Here is a 23,712-nt window from a genome sequence, read left to right as displayed (position 1 = left end):
TCTAGAGAGATAGGAGCAGCCTATGAGCGCGCGAAAGACAGTCGCAATCATCGGGGCCGGTCCCGTGGGCCTGGCCGCCGCGGCGCATGTGCTGGAACGCGGCATGACGCCGGTCGTGATCGAGGCTGGGCCCGAGGCAGGACATGCGGTCGGCCAGTGGCGGCACGTCCAGCTATTCTCGCCCTGGGAATACAACGTCGACCGGGCCGCCGCCCGGCTGCTCGCCCCGACGGGCTGGAATTCGCCTGATCCACAGGTCTACCCGACTGGCGGCGAACTCCTGGAACAATACCTGGCCCCGCTCGCGACCCGCACGGCGCTGAAGGATGTGATCCGCACATCGAGCCGTGTCACCGCTGTTTCCCGTGTCAGCTTCGACAAGGCGAGGACGAAGGGCCGAGAGGCGGCTCCATTTGAGATACGATACCAGAACGGCAAGGGGCCCGAGACCTTTCGTGCAGATGCCATCATCGATGCCTCCGGAACGTGGTTCTCGCCGAATCCCGCCGGCGCCAACGGCCTTCCGGCGATTGGCGAACGGGAGGCCCAAGCGAAGATCGCCTACGGCATGCCGGACGTGCTCGGCAAAGACCGCGAGCGTTACGCCGGCAAAGCCGTCGCCGTGCTTGGCGCGGGACACTCGGCGATCGGTACCCTCACTGACTTGGCCACCTTGTCCCGCCAGGTGCCGGGCACCCGCGCGATCTGGCTTCTTCGTGGCAATGATCCGGCCAAAGCCTTCGGAGGCGGCGCGAACGACAAGCTGGCCGCACGCGGTGAACTTGGCGCCCGATTCGCCTCTCTGGTAGCGTCAGGCCGAGTGCAGGTTGAGGCCGAATTTTCCGTCTCGGCGATCTCGCCGAGTGACGGCCGGCTTCGGATCGCCGCCTCGTCGGCCTGCTGCGGACGCAGCGTCGTCGCTGATGAACTGGTCATTGCAACCGGCTTCCGCCCGGACCTCGCTTTCCTGAGCGAGATTCGGCTTCGGCTCGATCCAGCAATCGATGCGCCAGTCGCGCTCGCGCCGTTGATCGATCCCAACGAGCACTCCTGCGGCACCGTGCGCCCGCACGGCGCTCGGGAGTTGCAGCAGGACGATCCAGGGTTCTACCTAGCCGGCATGAAATCCTACGGACGCGCCCCAACCTTTTTGATGATCACCGGGTACGAACAGGTGCGATCTATCGTCGCCGATATTGCTGGCGACAAGCAAGCGGCCGAGCGCGTCGAACTCGAACTCCCCGAAACCGGTGTCTGCACGCGCGGCGGCGTTGAGGGCGGGGCCGCAGCATCCGGCTGCTGCGGCGGAGCCGCACCCGCCGGCATCGACGCCTGCTGCTCCGACGATGCCATCGCGAAGGCCGCCGGCAAGTCCGGCTGCGGCTGCTCCTGAAGGTCGCTGGCGTGGACGGACAACGCTTGCGGGTGGTCGCCGCCCTCGGGACCGCCCAAACACTAGCCTGGGGATCGAGCTATTATCTGCCTGCGATCCTGGCAGATCCGATCGCCCGCGATCTCGGCGTTTCGAGCAACTGGTTCTTCGCGGCCTTCTCGGCGTCGCTGGTGATTTCCGGACTGCTCGGCCCCCGCGTCGGCCGCGAGATCGACCGCGTCGGAGGGCGGCAGGTACTCTGCGCCTCCAACGTGGTTCTCGCCACTGGGCTCGCGCTGCTCGGTTCCTCGTCGTCGGTGTGGATGATGTCGGGGGCATGGCTCCTGCTCGGCATTGGCATGGGCCTCGGACTCTACGATGCGGCCTTCGGCGCGTTGGGACGCATCTACGGCAGCGACGCACGCGCCTCGATCACCGGCATCACGCTGATTGCCGGCTTCGCCAGCACCGTCGGCTGGCCGCTGAGTTCATTGGGGCTAGAGACGATCGGTTGGCGGGAAACCTGCTACGCTTGGGCGATCGCGCACATCATTATCGGTCTACCCCTCAATCTCGCGCTGCCCAAAGCGGCAAAACAGGTCTGCTCAGAAGGACCAGTGGCGAAGCCACACATTCCGATCGATCGGACCATGGTGTTGCTATCATTCGCGTTTGCGGCCGCATGGACGGTAACATCGGCGATGGCGGCGCATCTGCCGCGGATCGTCGAAGCGTTCGGCGCGACACCCGCACAGGCGGTGTTTGCGGGCATGATGATCGGACCCGCCCAAGTCGCAGCCCGTGTAACGGAAGCGAGCCTGCTTAATCGCTTTCACCCACTCGTCTCAACAAGGCTTGCCTGCATCACTCATCCGATCGGAGCGTGCGTAATCGCAATTTTCGGCGGTGGCGCCGCCGCTGCCTTTGCCCTATTGCATGGCGCCGGCAATGGTATTCTGACGATTGCACGAGGGACGCTCCCGCTGGCGATCTTCGGACCAGAAAACTACGCGTACCGTCTTGGATTGATCGGCGCGCCATCCCGTATCTGCCAAGCATTAGCACCCGTTGGCTTCGGGCTGCTTATAGATAGCCTGGGCCGATCGGTGGTGATTGTCTCGGCGGGACTAAGTCTTTCGGCTCTAATAGCACTCATCTCGCTCTCACAATTCTCGTCGGCTAAGACCAGAGCGCAGCCGCCCATTGCCTAAAGAGGCTGCCTCTATTTGACGAACGGTAGATATTTCGACGCGAAAGGAAGCTAGGAGGCCTGCAACCGCGGCCATGCCAACGATTAGCCAGCGCATGCCTTTTGCCTGCATTATCGTGCATTTTATAGACACTCCATGGGCTGCAACATGGGAGCCTCTCTTTACGAGCCAATCAATGTCTACAAACCCGTCGCACCGAACATCGGTATCATTGACGGGCCATTTGAGTATTTGACCGCAGGCGTAACAAAGCTGCCGCTTCCGTTCACAACCCGCATGACGGTAGTGCGCCTTTCAAACGGCGACCTCTTCCTCCATTCGCCGATTAAGTTCGACGGGAGACTGGCCAATGAGCTGGTGGAACTCGGGGCGGTTCGCCATCTCGTGTCGCCTAACCAATTCCACTACGCGCATATAGGGGAATGGGAGAAAGCGTTTCCGGGTGCGGTTTCGTGGGCATCGCCACGCGTGCGTGAAAGGGCCCGTGCCCGGCATGTCGACGTCGAGTTTGCGCGAGACCTCCAGGCCAGTCCGCCCGAAGAATGGCGTCTAGAAATCGACCAAACGCTTTTTCCAGGCGGCTATTTCAAGGAGTTCATTTTCTTCCACAAAGCGTCAAGGAGCATGATACTGGCTGATACAATCATCAATCTCGAGCTTGACAAGGTAGCCGAGCCTTGGCGGACGATCACAAAGCTCACCGGCATGTACCATCCCCATGGTCAGATTTTCTTCGGCATGCGGCTACCGCTACTCCTCCAGCGACAAAAGGCGGAGGCGGCGTTCAGAAAAATCCACTCGTGGCAGCCGCAGCGTATTTTGCTCAGCCATGGCCGATGCTTCGATGCAGATGTCGATAAAGTAATCCGTAGAATATTCGGAGAGCCCGGGTGATGCCCCCAGGTGCGTATGGAGTCCGCTGTGGCGCTGATAGCGGCGCGATAGCAGACCTCACAAGGGGTCCGAGTTGGGCCAATTGCGGTCATTCCGGAAGCTAGACGGCGGCCCGTACTGAGAGACAGCGATAATTTCGCCCGGCATCGCGAGGACCATAGTCACCCGACCGGCGAGCCTTTCGATCAAAACGATCGCGAGCGGGATTTTCGATCGGCTGGCCGTGATCGGTACTTGCGCTTGACCTTGGAGCTAGGTCCAGGGGCTACGCTTGCCTAAACCAAAAACAAACAGAGGCAGTCTTCAGAGGAACTTCAATGAAAACAACGATCTTCAAAATCGACGGCATGAACTGCGACGCATGCGCAAACACCATCAAGAACCTCATTGAAAAGGAACCAGGCGTTCGCATGGCGTCGGTCTCGTTTGCCGAACGGCAGGCGCGAGTCCTTTTTGAGCCCCAAGCTGTGCAGGAAGCCCGCCTTGTGGACGTGATCCAAGGGAGCCGATTTCGGGTCGTGTCCCGTGAGACAGCCGACGGAAGCCCCTGCTGACAGCGTCCGACGCAAGTATGGGGCGAGCCCAAATGGAGATTGGAATGACTGTCGCGACAGGAACTGCCACCTTCTTGCCGTGGAGCGAAGAGCCCTCGGCGCGGCCAAATCGCCGGAAGATTCGTGCTCGCATCGGCGGGCTGCATTGCTCCCTCTGCACCGGCACCATCGAGAAAGCACTCGGGCGGCTACCCGGTGTCGATAAGGTGGCCGTCAGCTTGACCCATGAGCAGGCGCTGGTCGAATACGATCCGGCCATTGCCCGCCCGGAGGTGTTTCTGCAGACGCTGCGCGACATCGGATACACCATCTCCGATCCCCGCAAGCTCAGGCCATACGAAGAGGAAGAGCGTGATCTTGTGAACGAGGCACGACGCTTCGTTTTCGCCGTGGTGCTGAGCGTCGCCTCGATCCCGATCATTGCCAATCAGTCGATAGGCTGGATTGGCTTCCTTCCGGCCCTGGTGTGCCTGAGCCTCGGCGCTTTTGTTTTTCTGGTCCTGAGATCGACCGGATTTTGGGTCGCGACAGCGAGCTTCATCGGTCTGGCGGTGATGGCGTTGACGCTACTGTATCTCAACTTGCACGGATATCTGGTCACCGCCGCTCCATGGTTGACCTTTGCCCTCGCCCTGGCGCTCGTCTTCGGGGTCGGGAGGCACATTCTTCACATGGCCGTTCAGGCGTTCCGGCGCGGCATTCTCAACCAACATGTGCTGCTCGAGATCGGCGCGTTCGCGGGCATTGCGGGCGGCATCATCGGCCTCGTGCTCAATCGGCCGGACTACCCGACGGCACCGTTCTTTGCCGTCTCGGTAATGGTCGGCACCTACCACATTTTTTCGGAATGGCTGTCGCTCATCGTGAAAACGCGCAGCTCCCAAGCCGTCAAGCGGCTCCTTGATCTACAGCCGGAGACCGCTCGCGTTGTTCGTGATGGCAAAGAGGTCGAATTGCCGATCGAGGAGGTCCGCATCGGCGATCTCGTGCGGGTTCGCCCCGGCGAGCGCATTCCTGGTGACGGCGTCGTGGTCAGTGGACAGTCCGGCGTCGACCAATCGCTGGTAACCGGCGAGTCGATCCCGATCGAAAAGACGGAAGGGGCTACCGTGATCGGCGGCTCGATCAATGGCACCGGCACGCTGCTGGTGAAGATCGCGGCTGTTGGCGAGGGTAGTTTCCTCAGTCAAGTGATCCGGCACGTGGAAGACGCGCGGGCGCTCAAACCCGGCATTCTGCATCTCGTTGACCGGGTGCTGCGCATTTACACGCCCACCGTTCTCGGCGTGGCGGCAGTTGCTGTCATCGGCTGGCTGGTCGGTTCATGGCTTGCCAGCGGGCATCCCGACATCGAGCGGGCCGTCTTCGCAGGTCTCAGCGTCCTAGTTATGGGCTATCCTTGCGCGGTCGGCATTTCTGCGCCGCTCTCCATCGTGCGCGGCGCCGGCCTAGCCGCAGAGCGCGGCATCCTGATGCGAACCGGCGAAGCTTTCCAGGGCTTTCGCCTTGTGCAGCAGATCGTGCTCGACAAGACCGGTACCTTGACGGAAGGACGCCCGGTCGTACGAGAGGTCAAGGCCTTTGGCGCGGTTGAATCTGAACTGCTCGCCTTGGCGGCGGCTGCCGAGGCCTCTTCAGAGCATCCGCTCGCCCAGGCGGTGGTAGCGGCTGCTTTTGAGCGCGGCGTGACTCCGCCGGACATCGAAACCTTTGAGGCCTTGCCGGGAAAGGGCGTCACTGCCCGAATTGGCGATCGCGAGGTTGTGGTCGGCAATCCGCGTTTCCTCGCGGATCAAGGAGTCGACCTCAGTCAGGTCAGTACAAATGTCGAAGCTCTTGAGGCGAAGGGGCTGACGGTGATCGGTGTGGCGCGAAACGGGCGAGCCTTGGGCATCATTGCCCTCGGCGATACGCTCCGAGGAGATGCGGTCCAGGCCGTGGCCACCCTGCATGAGGCGGGCCTCAGGACAGTCCTCGTGACCGGTGACAACGAACGTGCGGCGCGATGGGTCGCTCGCGAAGTCGGTGTCAACGAGGTCCACGCCGGCATATTGCCGCAGGACAAGGCTGGCATCGTGCGCCAGCTTCAAAGCAGAAGTCGGGTGGCGATGGTCGGCGATGGCATCAACGATGCTCCGGCGCTCATGCAGGCCGACGTCGGTATCGCGATGGGTGGCGGAACCGATATTGCGATCGAAGCGGCCGACATCATCATCCTCTCGAATCGATTGAATGCGCTCGCGGAGGCCCGCGAAATCAGCAGCCGCAGCTACCGCAAGATGGTCCAGAACGTGGCGCTCGCATTCCTGTTCAATGGTGCTGGCATCCCCATCGCGGCGACCGGCCTGATCAACCCGATCTGGGCGATGGTGGCGATGGCGGTCAGTGTCACGGCGATCTTCTTCAATTCTCTTTGGGGAACTCCGCGGCTCTTCTTCGATGCCATCAGCAGCGTCGGGCAGCCAATCATGCCCGCGTCAGTCCAGGCCGCCTAACCAAGGAAAGACATGACGGAAGTTCAGCAAACGGCGCCGAGCGCGCTCGATGACCACAAGCGCGAGCGCCTGCTTCGGACGCTCGCTTTAGCGACCTTCATCATCTTCTTCCAAGCCTATATGGTGGCGCCGATCATACCGGCATTGTCGAAGGTGTTCGGAACGTCGATCGAAACGGTCGGTCTCATCGTGCCGGCATATCTGATCCCCTACGGCATCTCGACCCTGGCTTATGGGCTGCTCGCGGATCGGATCGGCATTCATCGCGTGATGTTCGCCTCGCTGGCTGCCTTCTCCGTGCTCACTATGCTGACTGCGACGGCCCAGTCCATTGAGCAGCTTGCGATGTGGCGGCTGCTGACCGGGATCGGTGCGAGTGGCGTCGTTCCGCTTGCGCTGGCCCTGGTGGGGCGGCTGTATCCCTACGAACAGCGCGGCCGGCCGCTCGGCTGGCTGTTTGGCGCAATGGCCGGCGGCATGGCGTTCGGGTCACCTCTGGGTGCGATGATCGTGCCCTTCGTGGGGTGGCAAGGCCTATTCCTCGTCGTGGGTGCGGCCGGTGCGGTGCTGTTCCTGGTCCTTCTGCCCTATCGAGCTGTGATGGCCAACACGGCTTTGCCAGTAACGGGCACGTTGCGCGATCTCTTTAATGGCTACCGGGAATTGCTCGGCACGCCGCGCGGGCAGCGCACCTACGGCTATGTCCTCGTCAATTCCATCTTCCACTCCGGCGTCTTCACGTGGCTTGGCGTTTACTTCGAGAGGCGATATGGCCTTGGGTCCGTCGGAATCGGGTTGGCGCTCCTGGGCTACGGTGTGCCGGGCTTCCTCTTTGGACCGATCATTGGCCGGGCTGCCGACCGCTGGGGTCGTGCCCGATTGCTCCCCATCGGGCTCCTGCTCAGCGCCTTCTCGGCAGCGGCTCTCGTCGTCGGATTTCCCGCACTCCTCGCGCCTGTCGTCGCGATGGTCCTGTCGCTTGGCTACGACATGACCCAGCCGCTCTTCGCAGGAATCGTGACATCGCTTGGCGGCAAACGGGCCGGACAGGCGATGGGCTTGAATGTCTTCACGCTGTTCGTCGGCTTCGGCCTCGGGAGCCTCATCTTCGGCGAGTTGCTTCGTTTCGGCTTCGGGCTCGCGCTTGGAGTGTTCGCCGTCGTTGAATTGGGCCTCGCCCTGCTGTCCTTTGCTTTGTTTCGTTCCGAGGCCCCCTCCCGAGCGGTTCCACCTCCCAAAACTCCACACGCGCAGCCGGTTTCACGATCCTGATACTTGGCGCTTGGAAGGCCGAAAAGGCCTCTCTGGAGATTGACCCTGGAGTATACTCCAGGGTTCAAACTAGCCTCAAAGAGATACAGCATGATCACGATCGGGAAATTGGCTGGCCTGACAAGCGTCAGCAATGACACCCTCCGCTACTACGAGGAGGAAGGACTAATCAGTCCAGCGGGAAAGAGCCCTGGTGGATACCGCTTGTACGACCACGCTTCTGTCCGGCGCATCCACTTCATCAAGCACGCTCAACAGTGCGGGTTCACGCTGGCCGAAATTCGGGATCTTCTCGACGTGCGCAGTCGTGACAAGGCCTGTTGCGGGGACGTTCGCACGCGAGCCATCGAAAAGAAGCTGCAAATCGAAAGCAAGATGCGGGCAATGAAAGCGATGTCGAAGGCTCTCGATCAACTGATCTCTGAGTGCGCGAACGAGAAACGGCCGGTCCAAGAATGCACGATCATCGCCGCGCTGGAACGGGCGAACGGTTCGAAAAGGATGCAGTGAGCCATGAAGGTGGAGATGTTCTATAGTCCTGGCTGCGCCGCCTGTGAGGATCGACAGGCCGAGCTTCGCGCGGCGGCACAAGACGCGGTTAAGGACCTCGAGTGGCGCGATGTAAACGTCTTGAACAATGTGGATGCTGCCGTCGAGTTAGGTGTCATCACGCTCCCAGCGATCGTGATCAACGGCGAGGTCGTTTTCACCTCCTTGCCAACAAGAGCCCAGCTCCGCAAAGAACTGCTCGAACGAAGCGGAGCGAGCAAGTGATGGACGCGGAGGCGCTGCGGGCAGCACTGGAGCACGCAGGCTTGGCCGCGATCGGTGTGGCTTTTGTTGCCGGGCTTGCGTTCAGCTTCAATCCGGTTGCCCTGGCATCAATCCCGGTTTCGCTTGCTTACGTGACCAAGGGCCGGGACAAAGGCCAAGCGCTGATGTTCGGCTCGATGTTTATTTTAGGCATGATCGTCACCCATGTCTTTCTTGGCTTCGTGGCCGGCCTGGGCGGAAAGTGGGCTGCCGACCTGACCGGAAGAGGATGGGGGCTCTTTCTAGGGCCTCTCTTGATCGTCCTGGGCCTGATGTGGGCGGGATGGCTCCGCATTCCATTGCCGTCGTTCGGCTTCCGCGCAAGCCGTCCGGCGGCTGCTTCGGGCGCCTTTCTGCTCGGGATCCCGTTTGCCGTTGCGGTCTGTCCAGTATGCACGCCGGCATTGATTGTGCTGCTTGGAGTGACGGCAGGGCTCGGCTCCGTCGTGCTTGGTGTCGCTTTGCTGCTCGCGTTCGCCCTCGGTCGTGCGATTCCGATCGCGCTTGGCGCCTTCGCGGTTGGCTGGCTCGAGAATCTAAAGGGCCTCGCCCGTTTTCGTCGCGGTTTCGAGATCGCCGGCGGCCTCACGCTGATTGTGATGGGGCTCTACATGCTGAACGCAGTCTATATCTGGATCCCTGAATTGGCGGTATGAGCCCAAGCCATGGCGATTGAATTGATCAGGCGGTCGCGAGATGTAGGGTTGGCGCGCGGCGTTGCCGCCATCGGAAGTGTCATTGCCGCGGTTGCAACATCGTCATGTTGCATGCTGCCCCTGGTTCTGTTCACGCTCGGAGCAAGCGGCGCCTGGATCGGCACTCTCGTGCGGCTCGCACCGTTTCAGCCCTATTTCATTGCTGCGGCGGTCGCATGTCTCGGCTGTGGCTACTGGCTTGTGTACCGCTCGGGCCGCGTCCCATGGACACCCGATCAAGCTTGTAAACCCTCGGCGGCAGGCAGGTTCGTTAAGGGCGCACTGGTTTTGTCGACCGTCCTCGTTGGACTTGCGCTCGGCTTCAAGCTTTTCATCCCCTTGCTCGACACGTAATGGAGAACCCCATGTCCAAGCTTCTCATTTCGCTAGTCGTTGGTCTCCTCGCGTCTTCGCAGGCCGCTTTCGCTGCGGAGCGTACGGTCACTTTGACCGTTGACGGGATGTATTGCGAGGCTTGCCCCTACATGGTGAAAAAGACGCTCACACAGGTCGCCGGCGTATCGAACGTCACCGTCTCATTCAAAGACAAGACTGCCGTCGTCGTCTTCGATGATGCGAAAGCCAGCGTCAACGATTTGACGACCGCCACCACGAAGGCGGGGTTTCCGTCAGAAGTGAAGGGCTGAGTCAACGATTAGCAGGGATTGTCCCCCCTGAGTTGAGACGGTTGGCCGCGCCGGGCGCCAATTCGGAGTCTCGTTAAGGTCGCTTAAGGGTCCAAAACCGGAAATACTCTGATCGAGCAGAAGGTTTCTGACTTAGGCCGACATCTGCGCCTTTAATAAGTACAGACCCTAAAGAGGTCTCAAGACGGTCCTTTGTCGAAGGGACTTACCCGCCCGTCCAATTTGGGCCGGTACGTGATAATCTAAGCTTTGATGTCGCCATACGCCACGCGCTTACAATGGGCATCTCATCAACGAGATTCGTGTCGGCGTGAGCTTCGGCTTTCCGCTCTCCTTTTTGAAAACGACGCCCGCAACACCAGGCGCTACCGGCTTTGCGTCGATAGTCTAGTAGTCGCGATCATCCGGACGCGCGCGCCAGTCGCGGCCTATCGTTTGGTGTTCCGGATCTGTGGCAGCAGTCCCAGCGTGATTGTCATCGCCTCCCTGAGCCTTCCAATCGCGCCCGATTCTGACGTCTTCAGCACGGCTGCGATCCTGCTCACGGGACTGGTCTGACTGCTGAGGCGTTTGTTCGGTTTGAACTGGGGCGGATTGGGCTTGAGCGGGAGTCGCAATTCCGTTCCCAACGAACGCGAGAAGCAGCGCACTAGCTGACAACAATGCGGGGCTCTTCATAGGCTTTCTCCTCTTTCGAACAATGCATTAACTCCGCGTTGCGAGCTTTGTTCGGAAAACAAGGCCGTTTCCGCTTCTGCAAAGCAACAATTGGAACCGACGGACTGGAGTCATCCCGAAAGAGCAGGCTTGCTGATGCTGAACGGAAGCGGGAGTGGTCGTTCAAGCACGCCGACGACCAGCAGGACAACGAAGAAGTGGACGAAATAATAGGCGGTGCCGATCCTGCTCAGAGCAAGCCAGATGCCTTCTGGAGCTTGGGCTCCGGCATAGCCAAGCAGTATGCTGTCAACTACCGCTTCAGAGCCCGACGCGGGCGCTCCGATCGCGTAAGACTCTTCCGAAGAGCAGGGATCATTCAGGCGGAACACAACACGATTCAAATGGAAGCGCCATCCGCGCGCCTTAACTTGTGATAGGGATGAGTTAGGGTCCGGGTGTTGCCTATTCCCTGTTGGGCCATTGGCTCGTTTTCAGTCGCCTGGTCGGCTCGGGCGAGCATCGCAGGCGGAATTTTCAGGCCGACGGAAGCGAAGGCGTTCAGGGTCGACGCGCACGCGCGGCTGACCGTACTTCGTGACGTAGCAGATCGCCACCATCGCCGCGGCCAGGCCCGCGGCGGCGCCGACGCTGAGCGCCCAGCGCGGGCCAAACCGATCAGCAATCCAACCGACGATCGGCCCGCCAATGGGGGCGCCGCCCAACGCTATGGCGAGGTGGATCGCCATCACACGCCCGCGCATGACGGGCCCGGTCGACAGTTGCACCAAGCTGTTCGTCGAGATGGTGAAGGTCTGGGAGGACACCCCGATAACGAGGAGGGCGAACCCGAAGAGCCAGCGGTTGGGCACGATCGCGGCCAGCGCGCAGCCGAGCCCGAAAGTCGCCGCGGCACCGAGCAAAAGCGGCATGCTGGGTTCTTCCCGCCTGGCAGCGACGAGCGCGCCCGCGACCGATCCGACCGCCATGATCGAAGTCAGGAGCCCGTATTGGCCTGCTCCGGCGTGGAAGACGGTGGCAGACATGGTGGAGATGAAGATTGGAAAATTCAGTCCGAACGTGCCGATCAAAAATAACATGACAAGCACGGCTTTTAGATCGGGTCTCTTCCACACGTAGCGAAAACCCTCGGCGAGGCTCCCGCGGGCCCGGAGGGCTCGATCCCTCGGATGAAGCTCATCGACGCGAAGGAGCGCCAGCGCGCAGAGCACGGCGGCAAATGAGGCGGCGCTGATCAGGAACACCCAGCCGGAGCCCGCGGTAGCGATGAGGATACCAGCTATGGCCGGGCCAATCATCCGTGCCACGTTGAACGAGGTGGAATTCAGTGCCACCGCGTTCGACAGATCAGCTTCCCCGACCAGCTCCGACACGAAGGTATGGCGCGCCGGCGAATCGAATGCCGCTACACAGCCGAGCAGAAGCGCAAAGGCGTACACATGCCACAAGCGGACGATGCCTGCGACGGTGAGGATGCCCAGCCCAAGAGCGAGCACTCCCATCGCCGCCTGGGTGCCGAGCAGAAGCTTTCGCCGGTCCAGACGATCGGCCGCAAACCCGTTCACTGGCAGCAAAAGGGCCTGGGGTCCGAACTGGAGCGCCATCACCACACCGACAGCGGCCGCATTCCCATGGGTCAGGTGAGTGAGCACGAGCCAGTCCTGGGCGGTGCGCTGCATCCATGTTCCCACATTCGAGACCAGCGCCCCGCCGGCCCACGCGCGGTAGTTAAAGCTGTTCAGCGAACGAAAAGTGCGCTTCACCGGCCGACCCACGAATCCGCGGTCGGCATGGCGTACATGGTCACGGGGCGAACGCTCGGATCACGCATAGGCTAGAAGTCCAACCTTGCTTCGAGCATCGCGGCGCGTCTGCAGTAGCCAGCATCGTTCCCTTGCAATTTTCGCGTGACCATCGTGTATCGGGTGATGGGGCCGTCTTCAGGATCATCGCCTCGATAATGTACGACGGCGTTTCGGGGCGCTTGGTGTCCCTTGCCAAAGAGTTTCACGGCACGCGCTTCGACGACTTGCAGCGAGGGGTCCCGCGCAAATTCCCTCAGCGCTGCGAGCTCGGCAGTGCTGGCTCCGCCCGAGCGCCACGACGCTTCCAGAACGCCTGATCGTCTCCGGCCTTTGCCGTCGAGCCCCTGAGCAACATCGTAGTTTCGGCGCGAAACCATGAAGCCCGGATACTCACGCATGGCATCCTCGTACCGTTTGGCCTGAGCGGCAGCGAGGCAGACCGCGCCGGGCATCGGCAGCCGCGCCAGCGCCTCCCAGCCACCGCGCACGCAGACCAGAGCGGAGCCGCCATAAACTCGGCATCCTGCATTGTTCGTCGCAACCCTCTGCTTGCCGTGATAGGCGATCGTCATATCATCGATCGTGATCTGCCCGATACTGACCGTCGTGACGTCACGGAGGTTCGACTCGACCACCAGTCCGTGGGCGGCGATCGCGGGCTCGGGAAACGCCTCGAGGAATGCTTCGACTTCAGCGGTTGTCGTGGCAACGGCGTGGCCTGCGCCTCCGGCCGCGAGCGGCTCTTTTATCCGGATCGGCCCTGAGCTCAAGAGACGTCCTGCCGCGGTCCGGGCGTCGTCCACGCTGAAGACGGTGTAACCCGGCAACACGACGTCCTGGACCGATTCCGCATAGCCAGAAGACCAGCCTTCCGGTCGATCCGCGCTGGGATCGACGAGCTGATGGGTGATTGCCTTGGTTTTCGCGAAAGGATAGGGGACGACAGCGCCGAAGAGATCGGTGGGAAGGCGAATGCCGAGGCACGATGCCTCGTCCAGCACCAATGTATCGTCGGGAACGAAGAACACATTTCCCGGATACCTCTTGGCGTCGTCGTAGAGACCCGCAAACTTGGCGCCTTTGATCTCAGCAATCGCCTCGGCAACGATCGATAGGGTAGCTCTCTCATGGGCGTACATGGGCCCTCCCAGGCGGGAGAAGTAGACGACCACCACACCGTCCGAATTGGTCCACCGCTCCGCACACGAGGGTTGGCCTTTGGCCGCGGCATCGCTTTTCGCGAGCGCGGTGCCGGCTGGGGGCCGAGAGGGCCGCGAAGGAGCGGCCGCAGCCGGTAGGGATCGCAGTCCAAACGGATTTCCGTCCATGCGCAATCTCCTCGAGAGGTCGAGCATTGCGCAGAGCTTGGACGGCACTCGTCTAAACGGGAGTCTGCCTTTTCCCGTGAGCGCTGAGTTGGGAGCGCATTGGGCCGGGCGCAAGTGGCCAAGTCGGACTTGTTGACGCTACATTTTTTTGAACAGATCCAGCGTCACTGCTGAATGCTGTGAGGGCACTGTTCGCCGAGCCGCGAAACGTTTCGAATGAATTTCGTGCGATCCAAGCGTGATGAGCGCCTCATGCAAGGAGACGCATTTTCATTACGGGTTCGTAACGAGCTTCTCGCGGTGGCGATATGAACGAGCTCGATGTTGACTTGAATTCAGCGGTTGCGCCGGACGCGATGTCGCGTTCGTTCGGAGGCTTGCCGCTGGACGAGTCCATTCACAGAAGTATGATGGCTCGCTCCATCTTGGTGGGGAAGGTTTCAATTGACACGCGGGCCTCACCTGCTGATAGCTGCAGCCTTGGGGAAGCGATCTCCCCACGAGGCGACATGCCCAAGAATCGCGTCCGGTTTTTCGTGAAGGACGCAGCATGCGCGCCGTTAGCTTTTGCCTCCCAGGACGTATTCCGCGTGATTGGCGCGCTTCAGGTATAGCGCATCGTCACTGGATTGCGGCTGCGCTGACGGTGACCATTGGCCTGATCGCTTCACGCGTTTCAGCGTCCCAGGCCATCGATCTGTCGCGCCAGCCAGTCGGTAGCGCCCCGCAGGATTTCGCATTCTGGCGCGCAGGCGAGCCCGATTCCAATCATTGGACCATCGTGCGCGAAGCCACTACAGACAACGGCGTCTCGATCCAACAGTCTGGCGCTAATCGCACGGCGCGGCCGTCTCTGGCGATCTACAAGCCGCTATGGGCGGTGAATGGCAAGATCAGCGCGCAGTTCAAGCTGATCGACGGGTCGATGCCCAGCGCGGGCATAGCCGTTCGGGTGACCAGTCCGAATGACTACTACCTTGTGCGTGCCAGCGGGTTTGAGCAGCGCCTGTCGCTTCTCCATGTCGTCGACGGAATGTCTGAAGAGATTGCAAATGTCGACGCGGACGTCACGCCGAACCATTGGCAAAGCCTGGAAGTGGTCGTCAACGGCAACAGCTTCAAGATTTCGCTGGATGGCCAGTGGGTGCTGACAGCTTTCGACTACAGCAAGCCCGCAAATGGACAGTTCGGAATATGGACCGAACGGGACGACGTCACCCGCTTCAGTCAAATTGAGATTTCACCGCACGCCTACGCAAACAACCAGGACCTGCGGGGCACGAGGGAAGAGCAGGATAGGGATGGAGCGGACGAGTGATCTTCGCGAACAATCAACGGGGGCCTGTTAGGCCCCGGAAACATGCCCGTCGGTGCATTTTGGTGGCTATGGCTCTCACTGTGTGGGCCTTCGCTAACGTCAGCGCGGGTGCTGCAGATGTAGGCGCCGGCAAGGTGAAGGCCGAAGGCTGCGTCGGCTGCCACGGCGACAACGGCGTTTCAGAAATCGAGAGCACGCCTTCGCTGGCCGGGCAACCGGATGCGTTCATCCAGTGGCAGTTGGTGTTCTTTCGCAGCGGTGCCCGCAAGAACGAGGTCATGAGCCCGATCGCCGAGCAGCTCAACAACGACGACATTCGCGATCTCGGCGCCTACTTTGCCTCGCTCAAACCTTCCGACCATTCGCGGGACAGAGGGCCGGATAACCAGCCGCAACTGACCGAGGCCGGAAAGAACGCGGCTGCGGCTGGACGATGCGCCTCCTGCCACGGCGACGATTTCGCCGGCAGCAAGGCTACCGCTCGGATTGGCCGACAACGCGAAGAGTACATCGCCAAGGCGCTGCACGATTACAAATCCGGTGCCCGATCGGGCGGTGGTGTCGCGGCCATGGCCGAGGTTGCCTACCCGCTAAGCGAGCAGGACATCTCGGCGCTGGCCCACTACCTCGCGCGGTTCTGATGGAAGGCTACACGTTTCGAGTCGCCAAACCTGAATTTAATCCTGGCGCGACTGATACGACCGCAGATGTGTTCGATTTGGGGCATTCGTAGTCTCGACGAAAAGGAGAAGCTCGATGAATCGAAAATTGATCTGGGCGGCCACTGGGCTGACGCTGGCGGGTATCACCGGCGTCGCCGTGGTGACGGCAGAACCGAACCAGGGTCCCGTGCTCATTGCGGGCGATCAGCCGGTCACCGAGGATCAGGTGCGCCAGAAGCTGCAGTCCGATGGCTGGTCGAACGTGCAGATCGTCCGCGATGGAAGATACATGGAAGCCATCGGATCGAAGGACGGCCAAAGCAGCAAAGTCGTCGTAAACGCGCAAAACGGCAGGTTGAGAGCAACCGATGATGACGATGATGACTGACCGACGTCTTGCGTCGATGAGGTAGTGATTTTCTTGCGGGCGCGCGGCGGCAACTCACGTCGCCGCGCGTTCGGCATGATGTCGGAATGATATAATCTCAGCGAACGACGGGACTTGGTAATGGCGACTACCTGACCATCCGCGCCAACTGTCTCGAAAACAATCTCGTGCTGTGGAAGTTCGAACAGGGCAAACGCTCCTCGGTCAAATGGGTGCGAAATACGCCCACCCTGACGCGGCAATGGCACGACCTCAAGGTTCGTATCAACGGCACGAAGGTTCTGGGCTATCTTGACGGCAGGCTCTATCTTGAGGACACGCTGGCGCAGCCGGTGTCGGGTCGTATCGGCCTGTGGTCGAAGGCCGACAGCCACATGTACTTCAGCGATTCCCGTCACTGCAGCTGATTGAAGACGGGTAGGGACCCCGGGCTCGCAAGCCTCCGTGGGGGCATTGTCGGAGGAGCCGACTTTTGCACCAGCCATCCTTCCAGCGTGTCCCGTTCGGCCGCCATCGTCCGATCACGCTGCAGAGAGCGCGTTCCTTCCGCATTGACAAGTTCGCGCTCTCGGACTTATTTGCGCCTATGGGGAAGCGATCTCCCCACGAGGCGACAGGCCCAAGAATCGCGTCCGGTTTTCCACCAAGGGCGCACCATGTCTGCCGCTATCCCGATCTCTTCAAAGAAATTCATTGATCTGAGCGCGCCGCCTCCTGCGGGCATTTTGCGCGCCCAGTTGCCATCCGCGCCATGCGTCAGGAGGTTGCCATGGCTTAGGCGCGCCATCGCATGGACGATGGGTATGGCTGCGCTGGTGTCGGGATTGGCCGTCCGCGCCGACGATCAATTCAAATTGCTTGATGACAAGCAGATTCGGGCGCGGATTGTCGGCAAGGACATTACCGACGGGCCGCACTGGTCGATGTTCTTGCGGCCCGATGGAGCGCTGGTCAGCTCGGAAGCGGGGAGTTCCTGGACCGGGACCTGGACGATTCGCAACAACCGGCTCTGCATTTCGAACCCCACCAGTGCGCTGCTTGAATGCAATGAGGTCTGGATGTCTGGCGCGAACATCAGGATGCGCGCCAACAAGGATCAGGAAACGCTCGACGCGATCGTCGTGGCCCATCGAAGCAACTGACGACAAGTGCGCAGGCCAGGACAGAGACCAAGTGTTCGTTAAGGACGATGCGATGAGGACCACACTCAAGCTTTGCATTTCAATTTTCGCAATCTCGGTGACCACCGCCGCATGCGCCCAAACGGTCGACTGGCGGATATTCACCGAACCATTCATCTCCAGCGCCCACGCGCAGGAGGTGGATTGGCAAAAGGTTAACGAGGCTCTCGGCCGAAAGCCCGCAGTCGCCGGGGACGTTCGCCGCTACGGCTTTCCGCGCAGCGATCTCACCGTGACGCTGGACGGCGTCACCATCAAGCCGGCGCTCGCGCTTGGCGGCTGGATCGCGTTCAAGCCGATGCATGGCGGAGCCATGGTGATGGGTGATCTCGTGCTGCTGGAAACCGAAGTCAATCCCGTGATGGCGAAGCTGATCGAAGGTGGCCTGGAAATAGCGGCCGTGCACAATCATCTGCTGCGCGCCAGCCCGGCCACGTTCTACATGCATGTCGGTGGCCATGGCGATCCGATCAAACTGGCAGGCGTGATCCATGATGCGCTTGCCGTCAGCAAGACTCCGCTAGTGGCATCAGCCGCAAACTCGCCGCCCGCGATCGATCTCGACACCGCCGTACTCGACCAGAAGATTGGAGCCAAGGGCCAGAACAATGGCGGCGTCTATCAGTTTGCCGTTCCCCGCCGCGATCCGATCAGCGAAAGCGGAATGGAGATTGCTCCGGTCGGACCGATGGGGGTCGCGCAGGCCATCAATTTCCAGCCGACCGGCAGCGGCAAGGCGGCGATTACAGGCGATTTCGTGCTCACAGGCGACGAGGTCAATCCTGTGATCCGGGCATTGCGCTCAAACGGAATCGAGGTGACCGCGATCCATAGCCATATGCTCAACGAGCAGCCACGGCTGTTCTTCCTGCATTTCTGGGCCAATGACGATGCCAAGAAGTTGGCAGATGGCCTTCGCGCAGCTCTCGACAAGACGGCGACCACCAAAGGCTGATTGTGTCACTCCGCACCCTTGCCGACGTTCGGAATCAGACGTTGCAACACAAGAGGAATGACATGCGCGCATGTAGCTTAATATTGCTGGTGCTGATTGGTCTTTGCGGAATGGCCGACACTGGCCAAGCTCAGCAAAAGGATGGCTGCAAAGTATGCGCCGACCAGCAACGCGCCTGCATGAAAAATTATGCCGGGCCGACCTGCAACAGCGAATATCAGATCTGTATGAAATCATGCCGAGCCAAATGACCAAGCCGCGCCCGACACAGCGGAAAGCTCTGCAAGCGTTCGTGACGATCGGTATGGCTGCCATCGTGGTGTCGATCTCAATCGCAAGCGGAGCGACGTCCGCCGCGAACTACAAGAAGCTAACAGGTCAGCGAATCCGCGCAAAATTCGCCGGCATGGAATTAACGGACGCAGTTCACTGGCGCGAGGTTTACGAACGCGACGGCTCCTTTCGGAGCTACGCCATGGGTCGAAAACTGTTCGGCAAATGGTTCATTCGAAACGATGAGCTCTGCATCGATGTTCCCAACCCGGACGGCGGATGTTTCGAGGTTGGAATATTCGGACCAAACGTTCGGTTGACCCCCACGGGATTAGGTTCGCCGACGGAAGGCATTCTCCAGACACCGTCCGATCGCCATAGATAGGAGTGCAAATGTCAGCAGAAGGTGCAACGGGCGAGGCAACGAGGCGCGAGGGCATTTCAAACCCCTTCGTCCAGTGGGTTGACCATCGTCTGCCGATCTTCACGTTCCTACATCACGAGCTGCACGCATATCCGACGCCGAGAAATCTGACCTATCTCTGGAATTTCGGATCGCTCGCGGGCATCACGCTCGTGATCATGATCGTCACCGGCATCGTGCTGGCGATGCACTTCACGCCGACCGCCGCCGGCGCGTTCAATTCAGTCGAGCATATCATGCGCGACGTGAATTACGGGTGGCTGATCCGATACATCCACACCACTGGCGCCTCGTTGTTCTTCGCCGCGGTCTATATCCATATCTTTCGCGGTCTCTATTACGGGTCGTACAAGGCGCCGCGAGAGCTGTTGTGGGGACTGGGCGTCGTCATCCTGCTGCTGATGATCGCGACTGCTTTCTTCGGCTACACCCTGCCTTGGGGTCAGATGAGCTTCTGGGGCGCTACCGTCATCACCAACCTGTTTTCGGCGATTCCGGTCGTGGGCGACAGCATCGTCACCTGGCTGTGGGGCGGCTTCACGGTCGGCGATCCAACGCTCCAGCGCTTCTATGCCCTCCACTACCTGCTTCCATTCGTGATCGTCGCGGTCATCCTGCTGCATTTGGTCGCCTTGCATCGGTTTGGATCCAACAACCCGACCGGTATCGATACCAACGATCCCGGAGATACGATTCCATTTCATCCCTACTACACCGTCAAGGATCTCTTCGGCCTGATGATCTTCCTGATCGTCTACAGCTGGTTTCTGTTCTACGAGCCGGGCGCGCTGCTCAATCCGGACAATTACATCCCCGCCAATCCGGGGGCCACGCCGGCCGACATTGTGCCGGAGTGGTATCTGCTGCCGTACTACGCCATTTTGCGATCTGTTCCGAACAAGCTCCTTGGCGTGCTGGCCATGCTGGGCTCGATCATGGTTTTGTTTTTGGTGCCCTGGCTCGACACCAGTGCCGTGAGGTCGGCGCGCTTCCGGCCGGTTTTCCGGCAGCTCTTCTGGCTATTCGTTGCTGATTGCGTCCTGCTCACCTTCGCCGGCGAGGCGCCCCCCGAAGGCATCTGGTTGATCCTGAGCAGGATCGGCGCGGCGTACTACTTCCTGCATTTCCTTGTGGTCCTGCCAGTCGTCGGCTTGGTCGAGCGGCCACGGCAGCTTCCGGGCAGCATCAGTCAGCCCGTTCTGCAGGCCGTGGATGACACCGATCCCGACGCAAAAAGGAGCCTCTCATGACAGCCGTGACTGAACCGACACGCGCTCCGATCGGAGAGCTTGTGCGCTATTTCTTGCGCCTTGGATTTCTCGGCTTCGGCGGTCCGGTTGCGCTCGTGGGCCAGATGGAACGCGAGCTGGTCGATGAACGCAAATGGCTTTCCAAGGAACAGATGCGTGAAGCGATCGCGATCTGCCAGTCGCTTCCCGGACCTCTCGCGATCCAGGTCGGCATCTATATTTCCTATCTGCGCGGCGGGTTTTGGGGGGCATGGGCCGGCGGATGGACCTTCATCCTTCCGAATTTTGTCATCGTCGCGGCCCTTGGCGCTCTCTACGTCTACCTTGGCGATCTCCAACCGGTAACCGCGATCTTCTACGGCGTAAGTCCCGCGGTCATCGCGCTGATCCTGCATTCCTGCTACCGGCTGGCGAAGCTAGGCATGGAAGATTGGCTGCAGTGGGGCGTCGCCGTGGTCTGCCTTGCCGTCACCGTTATCCTCCAGGCCGAAGTCGCGCTGCTGTTCATCGGCGCGGGCATTGTCGGCATTCTCTATTACGGTAACATCTTTCGACGTCCGCCGGCGGTCGCTCTGGAGATCGCGTCTGTGCCGGTTCTGGCTCAGCTCGCGCCGAGCGCGTCCAGCTCACTTCTGGGAAAGCTTTTGCTGTTCTTCCTCAAGGCGGGCTCGCTGACCTTCGGCAGCGGGCTCGTCATCGTGCCGTTCCTCGAGCAGGGGCTCGTCCAGCAATATGGTTGGCTCAATGCGAGAGAATTCCTGGTAGCTGTTGCGATCGGCATGATCAGCCCAGGGCCGGTCGTCATCACGGCGACTTTCGTCGGTTATCTGGTCGCCGGCTTCTGGGGGTCGCTTGTCTCGACTGTCGGCATTTTCCTGCCGTCATTCTTGCTGGTGCTAATCGCAGCACCGCTGTTGGGGCGGCACCGCGGAAACCCGAACGTGCAGGGGTTCGTCAAGGGTGCCTACGGGGCGGCGATCGGCACGATTTTGGGCGCATGCATTCTGCTTGGAAAAATCGCGATCGGTGATTGGCTGACGATTGCAATCGCGCTCGTCTCGCTCGCGGTTCTGTTCCGCTGGAAAGTCAGCAATCCGATGCTCATTGCGGCCACGGCGATCGTCGGTCTCGTTGCCTATCCGTGGCTGCAGCCGGCGTGGGTGATGATCAAATGATGGATTTGGATCGCGCGACGTTCCTGGAAAGGATGGCCCATGATCAGCGTTAGCCGATCTACCGCTCTGCTGCAGGTCGTGACTACGGCCGTTTTCCTTACCTGTGGAGCCACCGCCGCGCTGCCAGACACGCCCCCGCTGCGGCTCGACGCAAAAATCCCGCTCGCTGATGTTCAGGGCCGGATCGACCATATGGCCGTCGATCTGGCCCGGCATCGCCTGTTTGTGGCGGCGCTGGCCAGTAATGGGCTCGCGGTCGTCGATCTCGAAGGCCAACGTCTGGACCGCTTCATCCGCGACCTGAGCGAGCCGCAGGGCGTCGGGTGCGATCCGGCGACCGGCACGGTCTATGTGGCAAACGCCGGCGACGGCTCGGTCAGGTTTTTTGGGGGAGCCGATCTTGCGCCGCGGGGGCGGATCGAGCTGGGCACCGATGCCGACAACGTCCGTATCGACGCAAAGGCGGGACGTGTCTTTGTCGGCCATGGCGATGGGTTTGTGACTGTGCTCGACACCGCGACCCACGCGAAGGTCGCAAGTGCGGCCTTGGGTGCGCACCCCGAAAGCTTCCAGCTCGACCGGAATTCGGACCGGATCTTCGTCAATGTTCCGAACAAGAACGAGATCGACGTCATCGACCGCGCGTCTGGGAAGCAGCTTGCCTCCTGGCCGACGTCAGGCCGCAGCGCCAACTTCGCCATGGCGCTGGATCACGGCCGCCAGCAGGTTCTGGTGGCGTTTCGCCGCCCGGCCGAGATCGGTGTGTTCGGAATGGCTGATGGGCAACTGAAAGCGGCCATCCCAACCTGCGGCGACATTGACGATCTCTTCGTCGACGAGAAGCGGGATCGTATCTATGCCAGTTGCGGCGAAGGATAGCCTCGATTGCCTGCGCGGGAAGGCTCGACGACAGGACGGACGATGCAATTAGCCATGTCCTGCTCGATATGAGATTCATAACTCGTGCGATCATCTCAGTAACAAATCGGTCTGTACGGTTCACGATGGGCTCCGATACTTGAGATCCTTTTCTCCGTTCGGCCTTTTCATGGTTGCGCGCTAGTTCCGGGCTGGCAAGCGGCATGGAGGACCTCACCAAGGAAGATGGTGGGTCTGAAATTGATCTTGAGGCCAATCTGCGGCTTCTCATGTAAGTAACGCCAGTCGACGAACGCTGAATTCAGGTCGGCAGCCGTTCGTCTAAGGTCGTCCAAAGTACTCTGACCGTCTGCCCACTCGCTCTTCTTGGTCAGGAGGTGTAACTCCTGCTCCAGTATCTGCTTTGCGTTCGCGGGCAGCCTTTTGAAGAGCTTCGCCAGTTCATGCCCACGCAAGGTTTTGCCCTGCTGGAGAGCAAGGGTCTTAAGGTAGAGCTCAAGAGCGAAGGCGGCGTTCACGACAAAGGGCGCCACTGCACCCGCATCAGGCGGGCGCGCGATGATTTTTTCGTACAGCAAAGCCGATGTCGTCATGAACGAGTTCGCCTGGCGAAATATCGTTTGTTGCGGCGTCACCACAGCCTTCAGACCGCGCTCCTCTAAAAGTCGATCTATGCGAATGGCGTCCTGGAGTTCGTCACCGGTGCATTCAAAATCGCAGATGTAATCTCCGTTGTGATGCAAACGTTTTTTCATACGAAGTCCAGGCTTGCGATCAGCGCTTGACGCGTCGAATCATGTTGATGGTTCTGACAGTATCTTGGTTGTCGCCAAACCGAATTCTGATAGCAAACTCCAGCTCAACTACTGAACTGAATGCATCGTATTTTCCGTCTGTGACGCCGGACACCTTTGCCTTCATGGTGCCGCTTGCCTTCGGCGCGATGGATCCCATGGGCGATAAGCTGAGCCAGGATTTGCGTTCATCAACACCTTGTCGTCCGCTCGAAAGGTAAAAGTCTCCAAACTCAAGCGAATGCAGTACGGTCATATCTTGCGGAGCAATGTTGATGTCACCTCGATTTATGACGGAGATCGCCATATCGGCGCTGCTGGCAAACTGGTTTGGTAGAATCTGCAGATCGACAGCAGGCTCCTTGTTTGCGATTTCGCGCTGCTCTTTGAGCGCGTTCAGCTCGTAGCTTTGCCAAGCGAAATAGAGGCCCAAAACGCCGCTGGCGAGGAAGCCAAGCGTCGATACAATTGCAGCATAGTGAGATGTCGAGAAGCCCGACCACTTCATTTTAAACGCGCGTTCCCCTAGATCACAACTGCATCGAGGGTGACCGTCGCACTGTCTGCGCGATTCATGATTTCTCTGCCTAAGCTCCATCCAACCGCAACCAGCGGTGGACTGCAAGAGGGAGGGCCGGAGCCTCTAGCT

26 protein-coding genes are annotated in these 23,712 nt (G+C 60.4%); 21 read left to right on the top strand and 5 right to left on the bottom strand.

The window, feature by feature from the left end:
• The first annotated feature begins 22 nt into the window (after positions 1–22).
• The 11 genes from AC5ZG1_RS15025 to merP all read left to right on the top strand — a co-directional run bounded on the left by AC5ZG1_RS15025 (position 23) and on the right by merP (position 9,953).
• Positions 23–1,393: an NAD(P)-binding domain-containing protein gene (locus AC5ZG1_RS15025; RefSeq protein ID WP_496133317.1), complete on the top strand. Its 1,371-nt coding sequence runs from the start codon at positions 23–25 to the stop codon at positions 1,391–1,393.
• 26 nt (positions 1,394–1,419) lie between these two features.
• Positions 1,420–2,583: an MFS transporter gene (locus AC5ZG1_RS15020; RefSeq protein WP_496133316.1), complete on the top strand. Its 1,164-nt coding sequence runs from the start codon at positions 1,420–1,422 to the stop codon at positions 2,581–2,583.
• Between the two features lie 135 nt (positions 2,584–2,718).
• The gene (locus AC5ZG1_RS15015) at positions 2,719–3,477 is read left to right on the top strand and encodes a DUF4336 domain-containing protein (protein WP_496133315.1); all 759 of its coding nucleotides are present in this window, start codon (positions 2,719–2,721) and stop codon (positions 3,475–3,477) included.
• 317 nt (positions 3,478–3,794) lie between these two features.
• Positions 3,795–4,031 carry a heavy-metal-associated domain-containing protein gene (locus tag AC5ZG1_RS15010; protein ID WP_496133314.1) on the top strand — a complete coding sequence of 79 codons (237 nt, stop codon included), beginning with the start codon at positions 3,795–3,797 and terminating at the stop codon, positions 4,029–4,031.
• Positions 4,032–4,075: 44 nt separating this feature from the next.
• Positions 4,076–6,526 carry a heavy metal translocating P-type ATPase gene (locus tag AC5ZG1_RS15005; protein ID WP_496133313.1) on the top strand — a complete coding sequence of 817 codons (2,451 nt, stop codon included), beginning with the start codon at positions 4,076–4,078 and terminating at the stop codon, positions 6,524–6,526.
• Positions 6,527–6,538: 12 nt separating this feature from the next.
• Complete coding sequence (locus tag AC5ZG1_RS15000) at positions 6,539–7,798, top strand: MFS transporter (RefSeq protein WP_496133312.1); 1,260 nt, start codon at positions 6,539–6,541, stop codon at positions 7,796–7,798.
• Between the two features lie 90 nt (positions 7,799–7,888).
• On the top strand, positions 7,889–8,308 hold the full coding sequence (locus AC5ZG1_RS14995) for a heavy metal-responsive transcriptional regulator (RefSeq protein WP_496133311.1): 420 nt from the start codon (positions 7,889–7,891) through the stop codon (positions 8,306–8,308).
• 3 nt (positions 8,309–8,311) lie between these two features.
• Positions 8,312–8,572 carry a thioredoxin family protein gene (locus tag AC5ZG1_RS14990; protein WP_496133310.1) on the top strand — a complete coding sequence of 87 codons (261 nt, stop codon included), beginning with the start codon at positions 8,312–8,314 and terminating at the stop codon, positions 8,570–8,572.
• Positions 8,572–9,267 carry a cytochrome c biogenesis CcdA family protein gene (locus tag AC5ZG1_RS14985; protein ID WP_496133309.1) on the top strand — a complete coding sequence of 232 codons (696 nt, stop codon included), beginning with the start codon at positions 8,572–8,574 and terminating at the stop codon, positions 9,265–9,267. The genes AC5ZG1_RS14990 and AC5ZG1_RS14985 overlap by 1 nt, the downstream gene beginning before the upstream one ends.
• 9 nt (positions 9,268–9,276) lie before the next feature.
• Positions 9,277–9,660, top strand: coding sequence for a mercuric transporter MerT family protein (locus tag AC5ZG1_RS14980; protein WP_496133308.1), 384 nt, complete (start codon positions 9,277–9,279; stop codon positions 9,658–9,660).
• 11 nt (positions 9,661–9,671) lie between these two features.
• Positions 9,672–9,953 carry a mercury resistance system periplasmic binding protein MerP gene (gene merP / locus AC5ZG1_RS14975; RefSeq protein WP_496133307.1) on the top strand — a complete coding sequence of 94 codons (282 nt, stop codon included), beginning with the start codon at positions 9,672–9,674 and terminating at the stop codon, positions 9,951–9,953.
• Positions 9,954–10,741: 788 nt separating this feature from the next.
• Here the strand turns inward: merP and AC5ZG1_RS14970 are convergent.
• The 3 genes from AC5ZG1_RS14970 to AC5ZG1_RS14960 all read right to left on the bottom strand — a co-directional run bounded on the left by AC5ZG1_RS14970 (position 10,742) and on the right by AC5ZG1_RS14960 (position 13,764).
• On the bottom strand, positions 10,742–11,014 hold the full coding sequence (locus tag AC5ZG1_RS14970; protein ID WP_496133306.1) for a hypothetical protein: 273 nt from the start codon (positions 11,012–11,014) through the stop codon (positions 10,742–10,744).
• A gap of 90 nt (positions 11,015–11,104) precedes the next feature.
• Positions 11,105–12,394: an MFS transporter gene (locus tag AC5ZG1_RS14965; protein ID WP_496133305.1), complete on the bottom strand. Its 1,290-nt coding sequence runs from the start codon at positions 12,392–12,394 to the stop codon at positions 11,105–11,107.
• A gap of 71 nt (positions 12,395–12,465) precedes the next feature.
• On the bottom strand, positions 12,466–13,764 hold the full coding sequence (locus AC5ZG1_RS14960) for a DUF3182 family protein (RefSeq protein WP_496133304.1): 1,299 nt from the start codon (positions 13,762–13,764) through the stop codon (positions 12,466–12,468).
• Positions 13,765–14,314: 550 nt separating this feature from the next.
• On the opposite strand from AC5ZG1_RS14960, the gene AC5ZG1_RS14955 reads away from it, so the two are divergent.
• The 10 genes from AC5ZG1_RS14955 (at position 14,315) to AC5ZG1_RS14910 (ending at position 22,269) form a co-directional block, all read left to right on the top strand.
• Positions 14,315–15,082, top strand: coding sequence for a 3-keto-alpha-glucoside-1,2-lyase-like domain-containing protein (locus tag AC5ZG1_RS14955; RefSeq protein ID WP_496133303.1), 768 nt, complete (start codon positions 14,315–14,317; stop codon positions 15,080–15,082).
• A 68-nt stretch (positions 15,083–15,150) separates the two neighbouring features.
• Positions 15,151–15,723 carry a c-type cytochrome gene (locus AC5ZG1_RS14950; protein ID WP_496133336.1) on the top strand — a complete coding sequence of 191 codons (573 nt, stop codon included), beginning with the start codon at positions 15,151–15,153 and terminating at the stop codon, positions 15,721–15,723.
• Between the two features lie 115 nt (positions 15,724–15,838).
• On the top strand, positions 15,839–16,132 hold the full coding sequence (locus tag AC5ZG1_RS14945) for a hypothetical protein (protein WP_496133302.1): 294 nt from the start codon (positions 15,839–15,841) through the stop codon (positions 16,130–16,132).
• A gap of 167 nt (positions 16,133–16,299) precedes the next feature.
• Positions 16,300–16,539 carry a hypothetical protein gene (locus tag AC5ZG1_RS14940; RefSeq protein ID WP_496133301.1) on the top strand — a complete coding sequence of 80 codons (240 nt, stop codon included), beginning with the start codon at positions 16,300–16,302 and terminating at the stop codon, positions 16,537–16,539.
• Between the two features lie 396 nt (positions 16,540–16,935).
• The gene (locus AC5ZG1_RS14935; protein WP_496133300.1) at positions 16,936–17,274 is read left to right on the top strand and encodes a hypothetical protein; all 339 of its coding nucleotides are present in this window, start codon (positions 16,936–16,938) and stop codon (positions 17,272–17,274) included.
• A 52-nt stretch (positions 17,275–17,326) separates the two neighbouring features.
• Positions 17,327–18,268, top strand: coding sequence for a DUF1259 domain-containing protein (locus AC5ZG1_RS14930; RefSeq protein WP_496133299.1), 942 nt, complete (start codon positions 17,327–17,329; stop codon positions 18,266–18,268).
• Between the two features lie 154 nt (positions 18,269–18,422).
• Positions 18,423–18,926 (top strand): hypothetical protein, encoded by a 504-nt coding sequence (locus AC5ZG1_RS14925; RefSeq protein WP_496133298.1) that lies wholly within the window; start codon positions 18,423–18,425, stop codon positions 18,924–18,926.
• Positions 18,927–18,934: 8 nt separating this feature from the next.
• Positions 18,935–20,215 carry a cytochrome b gene (locus tag AC5ZG1_RS14920; protein WP_496133297.1) on the top strand — a complete coding sequence of 427 codons (1,281 nt, stop codon included), beginning with the start codon at positions 18,935–18,937 and terminating at the stop codon, positions 20,213–20,215.
• Positions 20,212–21,390 (top strand): chromate efflux transporter, encoded by a 1,179-nt coding sequence (gene chrA / locus AC5ZG1_RS14915; protein ID WP_496133296.1) that lies wholly within the window; start codon positions 20,212–20,214, stop codon positions 21,388–21,390. Before AC5ZG1_RS14920 ends, chrA begins: the two co-directional genes overlap by 4 nt.
• Positions 21,391–21,429: 39 nt before the next feature.
• Entirely contained in the window at positions 21,430–22,269 is an 840-nt protein-coding gene (locus AC5ZG1_RS14910) for a YncE family protein (RefSeq protein ID WP_496133295.1), read from the top strand.
• Between the two features lie 167 nt (positions 22,270–22,436).
• Here AC5ZG1_RS14910 and AC5ZG1_RS14905 read toward each other — a convergent pair whose 3' ends face one another.
• Together AC5ZG1_RS14905 and AC5ZG1_RS14900 are read right to left on the bottom strand one after the other, a co-directional pair.
• The gene (locus AC5ZG1_RS14905; RefSeq protein ID WP_496133294.1) at positions 22,437–23,024 is read right to left on the bottom strand and encodes a hypothetical protein; all 588 of its coding nucleotides are present in this window, start codon (positions 23,022–23,024) and stop codon (positions 22,437–22,439) included.
• A 19-nt stretch (positions 23,025–23,043) separates the two neighbouring features.
• Entirely contained in the window at positions 23,044–23,571 is a 528-nt protein-coding gene (locus tag AC5ZG1_RS14900) for a hypothetical protein (protein ID WP_496133293.1), read from the bottom strand.
• Positions 23,572–23,712: the final 141 nt, after the last annotated feature.

Source organism: Bradyrhizobium sp. Leo78 (assembly GCF_059512425.1).
The sequence above is the reverse complement of the archived record's forward strand: the minus strand, read 5'-3'. Positions and strand labels throughout refer to the sequence as shown.

Excerpts from the sequence above, each read along its gene's own strand:
- AC5ZG1_RS15025 (WP_496133317.1), top strand. The coding sequence starts at position 23 with ATGAGCGCGCGAAAGACAGTCGCAATCATCGGGGCCGGTCCCGTGGGC.
- AC5ZG1_RS15015 (WP_496133315.1), top strand. The coding sequence starts at position 2,719 with ATGGGCTGCAACATGGGAGCCTCTCTTTACGAGCCAATCAATGTCTAC.
- AC5ZG1_RS15010 (WP_496133314.1), top strand. The coding sequence starts at position 3,795 with ATGAAAACAACGATCTTCAAAATCGACGGCATGAACTGCGACGCATGC.
- AC5ZG1_RS15005 (WP_496133313.1), top strand. The coding sequence starts at position 4,076 with ATGACTGTCGCGACAGGAACTGCCACCTTCTTGCCGTGGAGCGAAGAG.
- AC5ZG1_RS15000 (WP_496133312.1), top strand. The coding sequence starts at position 6,539 with ATGACGGAAGTTCAGCAAACGGCGCCGAGCGCGCTCGATGACCACAAG.
- AC5ZG1_RS14995 (WP_496133311.1), top strand. The coding sequence starts at position 7,889 with ATGATCACGATCGGGAAATTGGCTGGCCTGACAAGCGTCAGCAATGAC.
- AC5ZG1_RS14990 (WP_496133310.1), top strand. The coding sequence starts at position 8,312 with ATGAAGGTGGAGATGTTCTATAGTCCTGGCTGCGCCGCCTGTGAGGAT.
- AC5ZG1_RS14985 (WP_496133309.1), top strand. The coding sequence starts at position 8,572 with ATGGACGCGGAGGCGCTGCGGGCAGCACTGGAGCACGCAGGCTTGGCC.
- AC5ZG1_RS14980 (WP_496133308.1), top strand. The coding sequence starts at position 9,277 with ATGGCGATTGAATTGATCAGGCGGTCGCGAGATGTAGGGTTGGCGCGC.
- merP (WP_496133307.1), top strand. The coding sequence starts at position 9,672 with ATGTCCAAGCTTCTCATTTCGCTAGTCGTTGGTCTCCTCGCGTCTTCG.
- AC5ZG1_RS14960 (WP_496133304.1), bottom strand. The coding sequence starts at position 13,764 with ATGGACGGAAATCCGTTTGGACTGCGATCCCTACCGGCTGCGGCCGCT.
- AC5ZG1_RS14955 (WP_496133303.1), top strand. The coding sequence starts at position 14,315 with ATGCGCGCCGTTAGCTTTTGCCTCCCAGGACGTATTCCGCGTGATTGG.
- AC5ZG1_RS14950 (WP_496133336.1), top strand. The coding sequence starts at position 15,151 with ATGGCTCTCACTGTGTGGGCCTTCGCTAACGTCAGCGCGGGTGCTGCA.
- AC5ZG1_RS14945 (WP_496133302.1), top strand. The coding sequence starts at position 15,839 with ATGAATCGAAAATTGATCTGGGCGGCCACTGGGCTGACGCTGGCGGGT.
- AC5ZG1_RS14935 (WP_496133300.1), top strand. The coding sequence starts at position 16,936 with ATGGCTGCGCTGGTGTCGGGATTGGCCGTCCGCGCCGACGATCAATTC.
- AC5ZG1_RS14930 (WP_496133299.1), top strand. The coding sequence starts at position 17,327 with ATGAGGACCACACTCAAGCTTTGCATTTCAATTTTCGCAATCTCGGTG.
- AC5ZG1_RS14925 (WP_496133298.1), top strand. The coding sequence starts at position 18,423 with ATGCGCCGACCAGCAACGCGCCTGCATGAAAAATTATGCCGGGCCGAC.
- AC5ZG1_RS14920 (WP_496133297.1), top strand. The coding sequence starts at position 18,935 with ATGTCAGCAGAAGGTGCAACGGGCGAGGCAACGAGGCGCGAGGGCATT.
- chrA (WP_496133296.1), top strand. The coding sequence starts at position 20,212 with ATGACAGCCGTGACTGAACCGACACGCGCTCCGATCGGAGAGCTTGTG.
- AC5ZG1_RS14910 (WP_496133295.1), top strand. The coding sequence starts at position 21,430 with ATGATCAGCGTTAGCCGATCTACCGCTCTGCTGCAGGTCGTGACTACG.
- AC5ZG1_RS14905 (WP_496133294.1), bottom strand. The coding sequence starts at position 23,024 with ATGAAAAAACGTTTGCATCACAACGGAGATTACATCTGCGATTTTGAA.
- AC5ZG1_RS14900 (WP_496133293.1), bottom strand. The coding sequence starts at position 23,571 with ATGAAGTGGTCGGGCTTCTCGACATCTCACTATGCTGCAATTGTATCG.